Raw genomic sequence first — 13,502 nt, 5'->3', positions numbered from 1 at the left:
GTGCGACCACGATGCGGCGACGTTCGGGAAGGGCTTATCAGCCGGACGCAGGCAGTCGAGGCGATCGCTGCCGCCAGCCCAGCGCGACGCTCTGCGATCACCGGGGAGACCTGTGCCTGTTCTTCCGCCATGGCTGACCGAACCGCTGTGGGACCAGTTCTCGGCCCTGCTGCCCCAGCGGCCGCTCTACCACCCGGACCATCCTCTGCGCTGCCACCGTCCGCGCATCAGTGACCGGATCGTGTTCGACAAGCTTCTGCAGTTGCTGCGGTTCGGCTGCCCCTACGAGGCGATTGCTGACACGACCTGCTCGGCGAGCACCATCCGCAGCCGTCGCGATGAGTGGATCCGCCTGGGCATCTTCAGCCAGTTGAAGCAGATCGCGCTCGACTCCTAGGACCGCATCGTCGGCCTGATGCTGGATCAGATCGCCATCGACGGCTCCCTCACCAAGGCACCCGGCGGCGGCGAGGTCGCCGGCCGTTCCCCGGTCGACCGGGGAAAACAGGGCCTGAAGCGCTCCGGCATGACTGACGGCTACGGAATCCCGCTCGGCCGTGTCCTGGCCGGGGCGAACTGTCACGACTCTCCACTGCTGGCCCCGACCCTGGACCGCCTCGCGGAACTCGGGCCGCTGCCCGACGACATCACGGTGCACCTGGACGCTGGGTACGACTCGAACAAGACCCGCGCCCCGCTCGACGAACGCGGGCTGCACGGTCGAATAGCGCACAAGGGCGAGAAAGCACCGATTCAGGCGAGCCGGCGGTGGCACGTCGAGCGCACCCACGCCTGGCAGAACGCCTTCCACCGTCTTTCCCGCTGCTACGAACGCCGCGCCGTCGTGATCGACGCCTTCTTCGACCTCGCAGACACGATCATCACCGTCCGCAGCCTGATCCGACGATCCTGGACCACCAACCGCTGGGACAACCGCCCGAGGCGACGCCCGTAAGCCCACGCCTATCCGCGCGAGTTCTTAGTCACTCCTGCCGGCGGCAGTGACGTCGGGGTTCTGGTCCTGGCGGGTTCCAGCGGGCGTATCGAAAGGGAAAGGGCCCGCATCCTCGCCCAGCAGGGGCCGGTCACCGCCCGCGTCTTCCCGGCGAGAGCCTGGCGCCGGCATCCCCGAAATTCCTCTACGGCGGCACGCCCGAAGCTGGCGCGCTGTTGGGGGCGACTGCCTGGCCCCACGTCCTCGACACGCTCCGCGGTGAGGGCTGCTGACCTCTTCGGATTGTTTTCGAAGGGTGGTGACGCGTGGTGATCCCTGCGGTAAACCGGTGGGATGCGGTACGCGTGAGGCGGCGGGCTGACCGCGGAGCGGCGCAGTTCCGGACTCTGACCCGGATCAGAGTGCTGATCACCCGGAAGTCTCTCTCGGACTGCTCGTCGGCGGCCGTATGGCGGCTGATGCACCTGCCCGCCAGTTACCTTAGCCTCTGCCCCCGAGTCGTCCAGATGCCGGTGTGGTGCGAGCGGATCCTGTACTTGTTGCCATTCGAGGCTCGTGGTGAAGAGTCAGATCCCGTTGTCCAAGCCATCACCACGCCCGAAGTCCCCTGCTGAGGCGGCCTCTCCAGGACCTTGTGCATCGATGTCCGGGAGGTAGCCAGTCCCTCGACGGCTGTTGCAGGAGCGGCACAGCGTGCGCAGATTCTCTATTCCGTGCCTTCACTGGGGTCTTCCGGAACCTGGTGGCACCTACAGATGCACCCTGGAAGCCATTCGTAGCTGGTGTACGTGTCCTTGTCGCTCACGGCGCCAGCCTAGACGCGCGTTCGATCAGTAGGCCTGTGGCCTGGAGGCGTACGCCCAGCGGGGGAATATCGAGCAGGTCCTTATCGGTCCTCTCCCGGGTGAAGGTTCATGCCTCGGGGAGCCGGTCGAGGAAGCCGAGGACGGAGGCGATTCGGCCGTCCTCGGCCAGGGTGACCACATCCGAACCGGCGACCGGCGCGGAGCCGTCGCCGGTGGACACGAGCTCCCAGCCGAAGCGGGCGATGTGGTGATTGCCGTCCACGTCACCGGCCAGCCTGAACTCGAAGCCGGGGAACTGCTCGTGCGCGGCCCGGATCACAGCGGCGATCTGCTCGTGGCCGCCCACGTCGGCCAGCGGGTCGGTGTACGTGCCGTCCTCGGACCACGCCGCGGCAACCGCCTTGGCGAGCGCGTCGGCGTCGGTGGCGTTCCACGCCTCGAAGTAGCGGGCAACAGCAGTGGTGTAGATCGACATGACGGGACTCCCGTTCCAGTGAAGTAGCTTGATATTTACGTCAGTTGGCCCGGGCCCCGAGCCGGAGTGCGCCGGCCCGGAACCCGATGACTTCACCTTGCCGCGCCCCGCCCGGCCACGCGATTACCCCTCACGTAATACGACCCTCGCCCACCGAAGGAGCCCGTCGTTCTCTCCTGGGAAATGAGAGATCCCCCTGCCCCCCCATGCTCCGGTCGACGTTCCCGGGAGACGGCCGGACACTCGGCCCTACAGTGACGCCATGCCAGACGATCAGCACCACGCGGCCGTGGACAGCGGCGTCGAGATCCCGGCTCTCGCCGATGGCGAAGTCTGGGCGGTCGGAGCGGTCATCCTCAACCAGCACGGCAGGGCCTTCGCCCAGAAACGCAGCCCCGACCGCAGGCTCTTTCCAGACTGCTGGGACATCGTCGGTGGCCACGTCGAGCCCGGCGAGTCCCTGCTGGACGCCCTTGCCCGGGAAGTCGCCGAAGAGACGGGCTGGCGTCTGTGCCGGGTACGACGCCTGCTCGGGGTCGCCACCTGGACCGGCGACGACGGTAACGGCACACGGCACGAGGCCGACTACCTCGTCGAAGTCGAGGGCGACCTGGACCATCCCGCCCTGGAATGGTCCAAGCACACCGCATACGACTGGTTCGGCCCCGACGACCTCTCCCGTCTCAAGGAGAACCGGGCTCCCGGTGAATACCTCATCCACGACCTGATCGCGAAGGCTCTACAAGATCGCACGGGCAGGCTCTGACGACCTCGTGCACGGTTGGCCTTGGCCCGTCGAGGGATTGGCATTGTCGGTTCACGCTCGAAGGCCGTGGTCGAAGGTGGCAGTCTGCTGGTGTGAGAGCAGGCCGGCGACGGCTTGGACGATGTCCCTCATGTGCTCGCGTCGGCCAAGCTGTCGGGCGAGAGCCCTCCAGTTCTTCAGGTGTGCGATGCCGTGCTCGACGCGGATGCGCCGTGAAGAGTGCGCCTTGCGCTGTTGCCCATGCCGCTCCCCGTACCAGGCAGGAGCGTTTTTCTTGAACTTGCGATGTAGTGGTGTCACCACGCGTCCGCCGCTCTGCGCGCCTAGGCCCTGTCTCCCCGATCACGAGCGGAGCCAGATGAGGATGGCCGCGGCGGTGACGGTTCCGAGGAAGACGTACGCTCTTTTGTCGTAGCGCGTTGCGACGGCTCTGAACTGCTTGAGCTTGTTCACGGCCCGTTCCACCGTGTTCCGCGCGGCATAGCGTTCGGTGTCGAAGCCCGGTGGCCGCCCGCCGCGTGAGCCTCGCCGCTCACGGGCAGCGATGGTGTCGCGCTTCTCCGGGATAGCATGGCTGATTCCCCTGCGTCGCAAATAGGCGCGGATCTTGCTGTTGCTGTAGGCACGGTCCGCGCTGACGCTGTCCGGCAACCGCCGTGGTCGGCCCGAACCCACGCGCGGGACCCGGATCTTGTCCATGACGGGGATGAACTGGGTGCAGTCGGCCCGCTGCCCCGGGGTGACGAGCAAGGCCAGCGGACGGCACAGCCCGTCCGAGGCCAGGTGCACCTTCGTGGTCAGCCCACCGCGCGAGCGGCCCAGGGCCTCGCCGGGTGCGCCACCGCCTCCCGGCGGCTGCGGCGCATGTGCGCGCGCACGTGAACTGATCTTCGCGCAGCCCCCTTTGCCCCAGCCGGCAGGGCCGGTGGCGGCTTCCTCGCTGCACCGGCCGCATGCTGATGGGCGCGGATCGAAGTGGAGTCGACGTCGATGTCCCAGTCGATGTCGCTCACCGCATCGGCGACGGCCTGGAGGTGGTGAAGCAGGCGTTCCCAGATACCATCGGCCGACCAACGCAAGTGGCGCTTGTGGACGGTCTTCCACGGGCCAAAACGTTCCGGGAGCTCTCGCCACTGCGCCCCGGTGCCGAGCCGGTGAATGATCCCGTTGATCACCTGGCGGTGGTCCCGCCACCGGCCGCATCGGTTGTTGCTCACCGGCAGCAGTGACTCCAGCACGGCCCACTCAGCGTCGGTCAGATCACCCCGGCTCATCATGAGCGGAACAACGAGCGACCTGATGCCAGCGGCACGGTCAGACCGACGCGTGACCGGTTGTTTCCGGACGTCCACCGTGCTGGAGCCACTCCGGCGCCAGGATCGACATCACCGTCGCGTCCACCCGCTCGCCCTCCCAGAGCAGGGCGTCACGCAGTACGCCTTCGGCGACGAACCCCACCTTCTCGTAAGCGCGGCGGGCTCGCGGATTGAACGCATAGACCTCCAGCGAGATGCGGTGCAGCCCCAGCTTCTCGAAGCCGTACCCGACGATCAGACGGGTCGCCTCCGTCCCCAGGCCAGATCCGTAGGTGCCGGGCACCAGGCAGATGCGGAAGCTGCAACTTTCGTTGCCTGGGTCCCACTCGTTGAGGACCGCCTCGCCGACGACGTTCCCCGTCGCCAGCTCGACCACGGCAAGGTCCAGCCGGTCATCTTGCTCCCGACGACTGTCGTACCAGGTACGTATTCGCCCCTCATCGGGCACACCGTCGTCATGACTGCCGGTCAGCCGTGATGCCTCTGTGTCCAGGAACATCGGCATCAGCGCAGGCACGTCATCCACCGTGACTGGCCGGAGCAGCACCTGTTCCCCTCGTAGCAACGGCTTGCTGAGGAAATCCGGGCGTGAAACATCTCGAACGTGATCAACCATGGCCGCATTGTGTCCGGCCGAACCGCCCAACGTCCTCCTGATATTCGCCACAGGACCCCGTGATCGGGGAGACAGGACCTAGTCGGCGCAACTGCCCGGCCGGACCGGGCTGCAGAACAGTACGCGCCCCTCGGCATCCGTGAGGATGATGCGCTGCGCGATCAGGGGCCGAACCTCGCCGATGGCGCGGGGGATGGTGGAACGGTCCACGCCGAACCAGCAGGCGAGCACGTCATGGGTGATGTCGTGGCGCAGACTCACCATGCCCAGTTCAACGAGCTACCTGCGCGCGAGCCACGGCCAACCGCGCACGAGGTCGTTGGTTTCAGCAACGGCGCTGGTACTCGCCGTCGTATGCACAGGCTAGGAGCCTGGCGAAATCGGTCGCTCGAACGCGGTCACGGCCATCCGCAAAGGGATGAAGGCGAGCAGCGTCGACGGTCGGACGCTTCCGCTCAGGGCGGTCCACCCAACGGCGACCGCGATGGCAAGCGCGCAGACCGCCCAGGCCATGCCCAGCGCATGGCCTCGGGGGAATTCACGCCCCCCGGCCCGCCTCGCCCGACGTCGGCGATACATCGGCGCTCGGCATAAGACCCCCAAAGGGCACCAGTGCGAGCAACCCGACGAACACGACAAAGTAGCTCAACTCCGACGCCGAAGCGCCGCACAGGCTCTGCAGCAGGTGCTCCAGCCTGTGCGTGATCGGCAGGGCCGTGATCCACGCCGGCCGGCCGAAAAGCGCGTCGGCGCCGGAAAGGACGAGGCAGACGGGGAAGAACCGCTCCCGCGCAGGCAGCTCGGAGGCACCGCAACGGTGCCCTGCCGGCAGCAGCGCGCCGGCACCCCGAGAGGCGGCGAGAGCGGGTTGGTTCATGATGGTGCTCCCATCACAGACGAGGTGCCCGGCCCGAGCGATATCCGGTCGAGCCGGGCACCTTGCGCACGTCGTCACGCTGTCGGAGCCGAGTCCGTGCGCCGGCAAACCGTTCAGCGAGCCCAGTAATCGACGATCAACGACTGATCGCCATCACCATCCAGGTCGAACACAGGCCCTGCATTGGGATTCGGGTCCGGGTCGGAGGGCCAGTCCACATCGGAATCCGCGGCCATCTCCTCTTGCGGCTCCGCGACGGGAACGTCATCCCCGAAGCCGTTGTCCGAACCCTGGAACGATACGGTCTCGTCGTCGGACTCCGGGGCGCCATCGTTGCCGAAGTGATCGGCTTGATCGGCTGCTGCCTTGGTGATCCCCCCTCCGATGCTGTGCGTCGGAGTATTGAGAGGGGGCTCTTTGTCCAGGCCGAGGAGCTGCTTGCCGGCCCACACGACACCATCGAAGAGCTGCTGAGCTCCCTTGCCTCCGCCGCCCTTGAGCTGGTGGCCGTCGACGGGATTCCCGGACGTCGAAGGGCCGGCCGACGCGGCTTCAGGCGTCGGGCTGTCGTAGCGGTCAGCTGCCTGGGAAATCGTGGCACCGAGCCCAAGTCCCGTGGCTCCGAGGGCCGCCGTGGCAATTCCCATGCCTATCCGTCGTTGCGCAGGCGAAGTTGACGGTTTGCGATGTCTAGCCATGATACGTGACTCCTTTCTCATGCCCACCGCTGATACCGAGTCCCACCCTTCTCCACAAAGGCGGTCACCATTCGACACACACATTTCCTGGCCGCGTGGGCTGGCGGCGCTTTCTCGGACGATAGAGAATTCGACCTCTTCCAGAACCAGATCAGTCCACTGCTGCGGTGGAAACCAGTGGCCTCCTGAGCCGTGTCTTCGGAGGCCGTTCCAGATTCCTACGGAGGCGCAAACGGCGACGCCCGGCCGGCCGTCACGTGATCCACCGGACAGGGGTCATCAGCCGACACAGATGCCGAGATCCATCTCATGCACAGGCAGGGATCCAAACCGAGGGAGCAGCAACCGATCCCAAGCGCCTGGGGCGGGGCAAGAACCCTCAGCGGGCCGGCTGGTCGACGGCGGATGTCGCGGTGTCTTGATCGTCATTCCGCACGTAGTTGCGACAATCCTGGAACAACCGCATCGAGGATATTGGGCAGGGCTGGCGCGTCGATCAAATCGGCCCGGTCCGGCGTCCGACACCAAATCGTCTGCGAACCGCTGCTACGAGTCCGTCACCATACGTAGGTCGAACCAACTGCCTGTGCGTCTATCTGGCGGCACGTCAGACTGAAACTCATGTCTGCGCAGTGGAGTTTGTTGGCAGCCCCGGCGGGAGCCGTTGTGACCACACTGATTGGTGTGTTTGCGGGGAGTGTTGTGAGCAGGAGGGCACAGGACAGACACTGGGTCCGCGACCAGCTGGCGGCAACATGTGCACGTGTGCTGCGCGAATCTTCGGGTGCACTGGTGGATCTCAGCGAGATGGAAGCCAGTCGCCCGAACTCCGTTCCGCAAGGGGTGATGCTTCCGACCGCCGTCGACTGGCGACCGTGGAACGAGGCCCTGAGCATGGTGAACCTTGTGGCCGACACAGACATCACGGCAGCCGCGCACGCCCTTGACGAGCAGTTATGGCGTCTCCACATCATCGTTAAACGTGGCCTGACCCCCGAGGAGGACTGGCTGGTTCTGCGCGGGCGCGTGGTCTCGGCGCAGAACAACTTCATCAGCGTCGCGCGCCGAGAGCTCTCCCTTGCCGGTGATCCACTCCAGCGGTTCTCCGGGCGCCCCGCACCGGATGACCCGATCTGGACTTCCTGAGGACTGTCCCGTTACTGCTTGGCGGTCCGCACGTATCCCGGGGTCTGGCACAGGGGCGATCCGGAAACCAGCGGGTCCGCGGAATCCGGACGCCGGTGTGTGCCGAACCCGCGGGTGGCCGTGGCTCCGCGAAGGGCAAGGCGAGGGGGGACTTCACTGGCTGCGAGGATGTCGGCTCCAGCAGGGAACGTTTGGCCCGGTGAACCTTCCGCGCCGGGCCCGCGTCTTCCCCCCGCGACCGCCACCACAAGCCCAGGAGAACAGACCGTGCCCGACAAGGACGTTGAGCAGACCGACGAGCGGGGTCACATCCCGGGGCCATGGTGGGCGGACCTCGGGACGTGGGGGGCTGTCACACTGATCGTCTTCGGGGGCCTCGCGGCGGCATGGGTCTTCTTCCGGCTGCCCGGCACCCCAGAGGAGCCGGCGTCCGGCTATTACGGGGCCTCTAAGGTCATAGCCATCGGCCTGGTGACTGTGGGATGCACCTTGCTGGGCCGCCGTCGCACCCGGGGCGCAGCCGTCGAGGAGACGAAGAACGGGAACGCTCCTGATGCCACCGGCCGGTGAGCAACATCAGACGGCGGCGACTTCCTGAATCCCGCGGAACCTCGCAGGTTACTGGCCGAACGCGCGGAATCCTCAGGAAAATCGGAGATCTCGGCGCGTACGGGCAACGGGTATTCGGATACGGCCGGTTTGGTTGACCACGGCAACAGCGCGGGCGGTCACCGCCGGCGTCGGCGGTCGGTCACCGCCCCAGTGAGCGGCAGCCGCGTCGGCTGACGATCAGAAAGTTACGTCAATGTAGTCGATGTCATTGAGGGTGACGTGGAGATCGGCGGCGCGGCGGCCTCCGTCTTTGAAGTACACCTCCTGCAGTCCCTCCGCCACGATGTCACGCATCTGCTGATCGCCGGCACCTTGTGCCTGGGCGTCGAACAGGCGGCGCGCATACTCAGGGGGAAGATGGACGGTCAGGCGTCTGAGGCGGGCGTCGTCGGTCGTACCGATCGGTGCGGTGTAGCCGAACTGGGCGCGTGTCTCCACGGTGATCCCACCGGTGGTGGCGGCCTGCTTCTGCCGGCGCTTGCGCACTCGGGGCTGCCAACGAGAGCGTACGGCGGCATCGATCCTGTCCTGGATGTGCCCGGGCGGGTGTTTGCGGGCACCGCGCCGGTAGCGGTTGACGGAGTCGGCGGTGATGCCGAGCTCCGCCGCGACGGCCTTGGCCGTCTTCAACTGCCCCAGCAGGTACCTGATCTGGCCCTTGAGGGTCTTGGGAGGTGCCTTGGTGAACGCCTCCTGGCCGGCGCGCTCCAGGGCGTCGTCGATGTCACCCACAGACCTACTCTCCTTCGTCGACGCTGGCGTCGTGGCCGTCGCCCTTGATGTGGCGGGCGGGGTTGAGGCCCTGCTCCATCACATCGACCGCCCAGGCCATCGCCTGCACACCTTCGACCTTCGCCAGACCCGGGGTGGATCCGAGGCGGAAGGCGCCGGGGATCGGCTTGCCGTCGGCGCTGTAAGGCAGGAAGTCCAGCGGACTGCGGCCGGGGCTGGGGTAGACGACACAGTCGGACAGCACCGCCAGCGGGTACAGGCCCGTCATCTTGGCCATGTTGAGCATCTTGCGGTGCATGTTGACGCGGGCCTTGCTGATGACGGCGGCACGGATGTCGGGGCGCCAGGTCGGACGCTCCAGTGCCGGCCACCGCTCCCCGTCCTTGTAGTGGCGTCCCTGCGGCCTCTCGCGCAGTTTGCCCACACCGCCCTTGACGGTGGCCTTGATGGCGGCGAGGACCGCGGCCGAAGCGGGGTCGACCTGCTTGTGCAGCTCCATTGCCTGGAGGAAGGCGGCGTCGTCCAGGTCTGTGGTCACGCCCAGGTCGGCGAGGGTGTCGACGTAGGCGGTCTTGAGGCGATCGTGCCACGGGTCCAGGTACGCTCCGGTCTCGCGCCGCAGGTACGCCTCGATGGGCTGGACGTCGTAGCCGAGTTGCCGGGCGTAGGCGACGGTGTGTGTCTGGTACCAGGCCGGGCCCTCGGGCCGCAGGCCGGACGGCGTGAATGGGGAGGGCAGGCGCGGGTCCAGTTCGATGCGTGACAGGTCCACCAGCCAGGAGCCGGGGATCCGCTTGTCGAAGGCCGGGTGCTTCACGTACTCCGGGCCGGACAGGCCGACGACCAGACGGGCGGCGGCCGCGAGGAAGGCGGTGTTCAGGTCCAGGCCGACCGCCCATGGAAGGGCTGCCTCTTCGCCGGTGAGCAGGTCGACGTCGCGCACCCACTGGTAGGCCTCCTCATCCAGGAACCCGCCCGTCCAGCCGGTGCCGACGACCACGGGATGCTCCTGGGTGGCCTCCGGCGGCGCCGGGTCGACCGGCTCGCTGCCCAGCGAGCCCGGGTTGTGGCCGGGGACCCAGTTGCCGGTCGTTCGGTCCTGCACGGCGCGGGTCGGCGGGCGCAGCGCCGTCATCAGCTCCAGCCCGGACACGGCCGTCGACCCGCGCGGGGTGATGACACGCTGGGCGTAGACGCCCAGGACTCGGGCGATGTCGGCCGGTCCCATCTCCGGCACCCCCGGCCAAGCCCTGCTGTCGAGTGCGTCCCAGGACAGGACGGCGAGCTGCACGCACTGCCGCTTGCCCGCCTGCGCCGGGCGGTAGATCCGGGCCCACGGCCCGAAACCGCGCTGGGTGAGCTTCCACTTCGCCTTCGTCACCTGCTTGACCACCGGATGGTCGGCGGGCAGGCGCAGCGAGCGGCGCTGCTCGGGGCCCTCCAGGCGCTCCGGCAGACCTAGCTTCACGGCAGCCGCGGCGGTGAGCACGATCAGCGGATCGGGGTCCTTGCCGTAGCGATGCAGGCGCGGCGCGCCGAGTCCGGACTCGGCAAGGGTCCATTCCACCAACTCCGGGACGGTACGTGCGAGGCAGTCCAGCACGATTCCGTCGGCGCAGTAGGCGGAGCCGTCACCGTCCAGCACGGCGAGCGGGCCGTGCGGGAAGCGCGGGTCGAAGGCGGCCTTGGCTGCCTTCCTCGCCACGGGGCGAGGCGAGGAGAGGGGCCGGTCGGGCCGAGATCGGTGACAGATGGGGGCGGTGTCCCGCAGGGCCGGGAGAGGGGGTGATTCGGGTGCCGGCCTGGGTGCTGTCGAGGGTGCGTCGGCGGCGGACGTGCCGGAATCGTCGGCAGGGGCCGGCTGCGCGGTGGCGGGGTAGCGCTGGGCGAGTCCTTCGAGGAGGCGACGATAGGCCTCCAGACGCTCCCCCTTGGGCTCGGCGCGGCCCGCTTCCCAGGCAGTGATGCTCGGCACGCGGACGCCCAGCGCCTGGGCGACAGCGGCCGGGGTCAGTCCTGCCGCCTCCCGCAAACGTACCCGCTCACCCGGCGCGGGCAGCACCTTGCCTCCGTCGACAGCGGCAAGAAGGGAGTCCACGGCCGTGAACAGCTCTTCGGGCTGATGAGTCATGTGCCTGTCTTCCTGCCGCTACCGGACACCCTGGCGGATCTCTTCGAGGCGCGTCACCAGCCTCTGATAGCGCTGCGCGGCGGCCTGGGATGAGTTCAGGCCCTGATGGCGGGCGATCTGACGCCAGTCCATCGTGCGGCGCCGTGCCTCGAGGACGACCTGCATCTCGAGGCGGTCGAGTTGCTCGCGCATGCCGTCGAAGAGGCTGAGGGCCGCGCCGACTTCGTCCGCCGTGACCGCCCATTCCCGCCCGTCGTTGTCACGGTCACCGGCGGCCGCCGCGAGCAGGCGTGCCGCCAGCAGGACATCCTGCTGCAGGCCATGCGCCGCCGCCACATCCTGTACGGGCGGCTCCCGCAACGCGGACAGACGGTCACGGGCCTGCTGACGAGCATCGGATGCCATGGCAACACCCTACTCCACGAAGCCAACCAAACAATGTTTTGTTGTTTAGTTGGTGTAGGTGTGTGCGGGCGGGTGCAGCGGCGCACCAAGTTCGCCAGACCCACGGGCAGTTCGGTGTGATGGGCCACCACCACATCGGTGAGGGTGGTGCGGGCTACAGGCCCGCCCACACGCCCGGCTCGACGCCATGCGCGCCCAGAACGGTCATCTGACGCACGGCCGCGGTCCGGAGGACGATACGCACCGCGTGTCCCCTCTCATGAGTGTTCCTGCGCGCGGCGCAGGCCGGGTCTCGGGACCCACCGGGCGCGCATGCAGCCTGTGTGTGACCGCGTCCGGATCGGTGGTGACGGCGTCGCCGGCCCGGGCCGCGGTGGGCGACGAGCACTGGTCGGTCCGCGCGGGTGCTCCTGTGATCGGGCGGGGCGGAAGCCGGATGGTCCCGGTGTCCTGGAACGCCGTCTCCTGCACGAAGCCCTCGGACGCGGCGGCCGGCGCCGGGTAGGCGGCCGGGTGTGCCTGATCGGCCGACGGGCTCGGCCGATCGTCTCGCAAGGCTGAGCCGATCGGCGGTGGTGGCGGGTGAGGGCCCTAACGCAGGGTGAAGGGCATACGGTCCCCCACCCCGCGCCGGACGGCGGGTGCGGGGGTGCGCGAGTGTGGAAGGCGGCCAATGGACGAGCGGTGGGAGCGTGCGGTGCCCCAGGACGTGATGACGGATGCGGCGGGACTGTCGCGGCGCCAGGTCGCGGCGGAGGTCGCGCTGGCGGTCGCCGTGGCAGCTCTGGTGGCCGCGCTGGCATGGTCGTGGCCGGCGGGTGCTGTGGCAGCGGCTGCGGCCGCGGCGGTGGTGGTGCCGGCCCGCAGACGGTGGCCGCTGGCAGCCCTCGGTGCTTCGGTCATACTGCTCGCGATGACGCAGGGGGCGGCGTTCCCGGCCGCGGTGGTGACGGGCTTCGCCGCCGGACGGCGGGTGGGGTCGCCGCGGTTGCGGCCGGTCGCCCTGGCCATGGTGGTGGTTCTTCTGCCGGTGGCCCTGTTCGTGCTGCTGTTCGGAGCATCCACGGGAGGCGTGTCCTGGGAAGAGGCGCTCCTGTTCGGCGGTGTGGTGCTGTTGCCTTCGTTCGCCGTCGGCATGCTGGCCGGCCAGCGCCGTACCCTGGTCGAAACGCTGCGCGAGCGCAATGCGTACCTGGAACACGCCCACCACCTCGCCGACGTCCGGGCTCGTCTGGAGGAACGCGCGCGGATCGCCGGAGAGATGCACGACCTGCTCGGCCATCGGCTGAGCCTGATGTCGGTGTACGCGGGAGGGCTGGAGCTGGCCTGTGCGAAGCGGGCACCTGAGCTCGGTGAGAGGGCCGAACTGATCCGGGTCACCTCGAGCCAGGCCCTGACCGAGCTGCGGCAGATCCTCGGCGTCCTGCGCTCCGGTTCCGGCTCCGGTTCCGACTCCGAGACGGCGGACGCCGAGGCGTTGGAGGAGGGCGCCGGCACGCGCGCGGACCTGGAGCGGCTGGTCGAGTCGTCGCGCCAGGCCGGGATCAAGGTGTCGCTCATCTGGCGGGGAGAGGACCTGACGGGGGCCGACGCTCGGGTGCGCCGTGCCATGCACAGGACGGCCCGTGAAGGTCTGACCAACCTGCTCAAGCACGCTGCGGCGGCCACGTCCACGGTGCGGGTGGAGCGGACCGGGCAGCAGGTGCGGATCAGCGTGGCGAACGAGGCCGAACCGCAGCCGGCGCCACGGCTGGCCGGGACCGGCAGCGGTCTGATCGGTGTGGAGGAGCGCATCCGGCTGCTGGGCGGCGTCTTCGACGCCGGCCCCACCCCCGACGGAGGCTTCCGTATCACCGCCGACCTTCCCCTTGCGCCACCGGCGGCAGAGGCGGACAGCACCCCCGCGGTCACCCGCTGACGTCCACCACGCGCATGTCCTGCAGACACGCCCTCCTCCGGCGGGAGCG

The 13,502-nt window shown here is 68.4% G+C and carries 15 protein-coding genes and 2 pseudogenes; 6 read left to right on the top strand and 11 right to left on the bottom strand.

Annotated features, from left to right (window positions below):
- Window positions 1-112: 112 nt before the first annotated feature.
- Window positions 113-955 (top strand): annotated as a pseudogene (locus AVL59_RS20375) (IS5 family transposase).
- Between the two features lie 566 nt (window positions 956-1,521).
- Here AVL59_RS20375 and AVL59_RS56450 read toward each other — a convergent pair.
- Window positions 1,522-1,671 (bottom strand): annotated as a pseudogene (locus AVL59_RS56450) (hypothetical protein); the annotation flags it as partial.
- Window positions 1,672-1,867: 196 nt separating this feature from the next.
- Window positions 1,868-2,236 (bottom strand): nuclear transport factor 2 family protein, encoded by a 369-nt coding sequence (locus AVL59_RS20365; RefSeq protein ID WP_067306452.1) that lies wholly within the window; start codon window positions 2,234-2,236, stop codon window positions 1,868-1,870.
- Window positions 2,237-2,498: 262 nt separating this feature from the next.
- Here AVL59_RS20365 and AVL59_RS20360 point away from each other — a divergent pair, with 262 nt between their 5' ends.
- A complete protein-coding gene (locus tag AVL59_RS20360; protein WP_067306449.1) occupies window positions 2,499-3,002 on the top strand; it encodes an NUDIX hydrolase in 504 nt (167 codons plus the stop codon).
- 51 nt (window positions 3,003-3,053) lie between these two features.
- On the opposite strand, the gene AVL59_RS56060 is transcribed toward AVL59_RS20360, so the two are convergent.
- The 6 genes from AVL59_RS56060 to AVL59_RS20330 all read right to left on the bottom strand — a co-directional run bounded on the left by AVL59_RS56060 (window position 3,054) and on the right by AVL59_RS20330 (window position 6,458).
- Complete coding sequence (locus AVL59_RS56060) at window positions 3,054-3,302, bottom strand: transposase family protein (protein WP_209508370.1); 249 nt, start codon at window positions 3,300-3,302, stop codon at window positions 3,054-3,056.
- A 42-nt stretch (window positions 3,303-3,344) separates the two neighbouring features.
- Window positions 3,345-4,276 (bottom strand): IS5 family transposase gene (locus tag AVL59_RS51415; RefSeq protein WP_372450407.1). Its coding sequence is split into 2 segments (ribosomal slippage): window positions 3,345-3,887 and window positions 3,890-4,276, totalling 930 coding nucleotides; the frame shifts between segments, so codons are not numbered across the junction.
- Window positions 4,277-4,316: 40 nt separating this feature from the next.
- A complete protein-coding gene (locus AVL59_RS20345) occupies window positions 4,317-4,934 on the bottom strand; it encodes a GNAT family N-acetyltransferase (RefSeq protein ID WP_067306446.1) in 618 nt (205 codons plus the stop codon).
- Window positions 4,935-5,012: 78 nt separating this feature from the next.
- Window positions 5,013-5,198, bottom strand: coding sequence for a transposase family protein (locus tag AVL59_RS20340; RefSeq protein ID WP_067306443.1), 186 nt, complete (start codon window positions 5,196-5,198; stop codon window positions 5,013-5,015).
- A 274-nt stretch (window positions 5,199-5,472) separates the two neighbouring features.
- Entirely contained in the window at window positions 5,473-5,811 is a 339-nt protein-coding gene (locus AVL59_RS20335; RefSeq protein WP_067306440.1) for a hypothetical protein, read from the bottom strand.
- 113 nt (window positions 5,812-5,924) lie between these two features.
- On the bottom strand, window positions 5,925-6,458 hold the full coding sequence (locus AVL59_RS20330; RefSeq protein WP_067306437.1) for a hypothetical protein: 534 nt from the start codon (window positions 6,456-6,458) through the stop codon (window positions 5,925-5,927).
- A 717-nt stretch (window positions 6,459-7,175) separates the two neighbouring features.
- Here AVL59_RS20330 and AVL59_RS52240 point away from each other — a divergent pair.
- Both AVL59_RS52240 and AVL59_RS20320 read left to right on the top strand, forming a co-directional pair.
- Window positions 7,176-7,655, top strand: a complete 480-nt coding sequence (locus AVL59_RS52240; RefSeq protein ID WP_159399963.1) for a hypothetical protein — start codon at window positions 7,176-7,178, stop codon at window positions 7,653-7,655.
- 267 nt (window positions 7,656-7,922) lie between these two features.
- Window positions 7,923-8,225: a hypothetical protein gene (locus AVL59_RS20320; protein WP_067306431.1), complete on the top strand. Its 303-nt coding sequence runs from the start codon at window positions 7,923-7,925 to the stop codon at window positions 8,223-8,225.
- Window positions 8,226-8,444: 219 nt separating this feature from the next.
- Here AVL59_RS20320 and tpg read toward each other — a convergent pair whose 3' ends face one another.
- The 3 genes from tpg to AVL59_RS20305 are packed head-to-tail and all read right to left on the bottom strand — an operon-like array spanning window position 8,445 to window position 11,535.
- Complete coding sequence (gene tpg, locus AVL59_RS20315) at window positions 8,445-8,999, bottom strand: telomere-protecting terminal protein Tpg (protein WP_067306429.1); 555 nt, start codon at window positions 8,997-8,999, stop codon at window positions 8,445-8,447.
- Window positions 9,000-9,003: 4 nt separating this feature from the next.
- Entirely contained in the window at window positions 9,004-11,130 is a 2,127-nt protein-coding gene (tap, locus tag AVL59_RS20310; protein WP_067306426.1) for a telomere-associated protein Tap, read from the bottom strand.
- 18 nt (window positions 11,131-11,148) lie between these two features.
- A complete protein-coding gene (locus tag AVL59_RS20305; protein WP_067306423.1) occupies window positions 11,149-11,535 on the bottom strand; it encodes a hypothetical protein in 387 nt (128 codons plus the stop codon).
- A 325-nt stretch (window positions 11,536-11,860) separates the two neighbouring features.
- Between AVL59_RS20305 and AVL59_RS20300 the strand changes: the two genes are divergently transcribed.
- Window positions 11,861-12,040: a hypothetical protein gene (locus tag AVL59_RS20300; RefSeq protein WP_067306420.1), complete on the top strand. Its 180-nt coding sequence runs from the start codon at window positions 11,861-11,863 to the stop codon at window positions 12,038-12,040.
- Between the two features lie 168 nt (window positions 12,041-12,208).
- Window positions 12,209-13,453 carry a sensor histidine kinase gene (locus tag AVL59_RS20295; protein WP_067306417.1) on the top strand — a complete coding sequence of 415 codons (1,245 nt, stop codon included), beginning with the start codon at window positions 12,209-12,211 and terminating at the stop codon, window positions 13,451-13,453.
- The last annotated feature ends 49 nt before the right edge of the window (window positions 13,454-13,502 follow it).

Origin of the sequence: Streptomyces griseochromogenes, assembly GCF_001542625.1 — a bacterium.
Classification (GTDB): domain Bacteria; phylum Actinomycetota; class Actinomycetes; order Streptomycetales; family Streptomycetaceae; genus Streptomyces; species Streptomyces griseochromogenes.
Note: the sequence above shows the minus strand (reverse complement) of the source record. Positions and strands in the feature narration are given on the sequence as shown.

Coding starts and splice junctions, on each gene's coding strand:
- tap (WP_067306426.1), bottom strand. CDS start 11,130: ATGACTCATCAGCCCGAAGAGCTGTTCACGGCCGTGGACTCCCTTCTT.
- AVL59_RS20340 (WP_067306443.1), bottom strand. CDS start 5,198: ATGGTGAGTCTGCGCCACGACATCACCCATGACGTGCTCGCCTGCTGG.
- AVL59_RS20305 (WP_067306423.1), bottom strand. CDS start 11,535: ATGGCATCCGATGCTCGTCAGCAGGCCCGTGACCGTCTGTCCGCGTTG.
- AVL59_RS20335 (WP_067306440.1), bottom strand. CDS start 5,811: ATGAACCAACCCGCTCTCGCCGCCTCTCGGGGTGCCGGCGCGCTGCTG.
- AVL59_RS20345 (WP_067306446.1), bottom strand. CDS start 4,934: ATGGTTGATCACGTTCGAGATGTTTCACGCCCGGATTTCCTCAGCAAG.
- AVL59_RS20360 (WP_067306449.1), top strand. CDS start 2,499: ATGCCAGACGATCAGCACCACGCGGCCGTGGACAGCGGCGTCGAGATC.
- AVL59_RS20365 (WP_067306452.1), bottom strand. CDS start 2,236: ATGTCGATCTACACCACTGCTGTTGCCCGCTACTTCGAGGCGTGGAAC.
- AVL59_RS20295 (WP_067306417.1), top strand. CDS start 12,209: ATGGACGAGCGGTGGGAGCGTGCGGTGCCCCAGGACGTGATGACGGAT.
- AVL59_RS20330 (WP_067306437.1), bottom strand. CDS start 6,458: ATGGGAATTGCCACGGCGGCCCTCGGAGCCACGGGACTTGGGCTCGGT.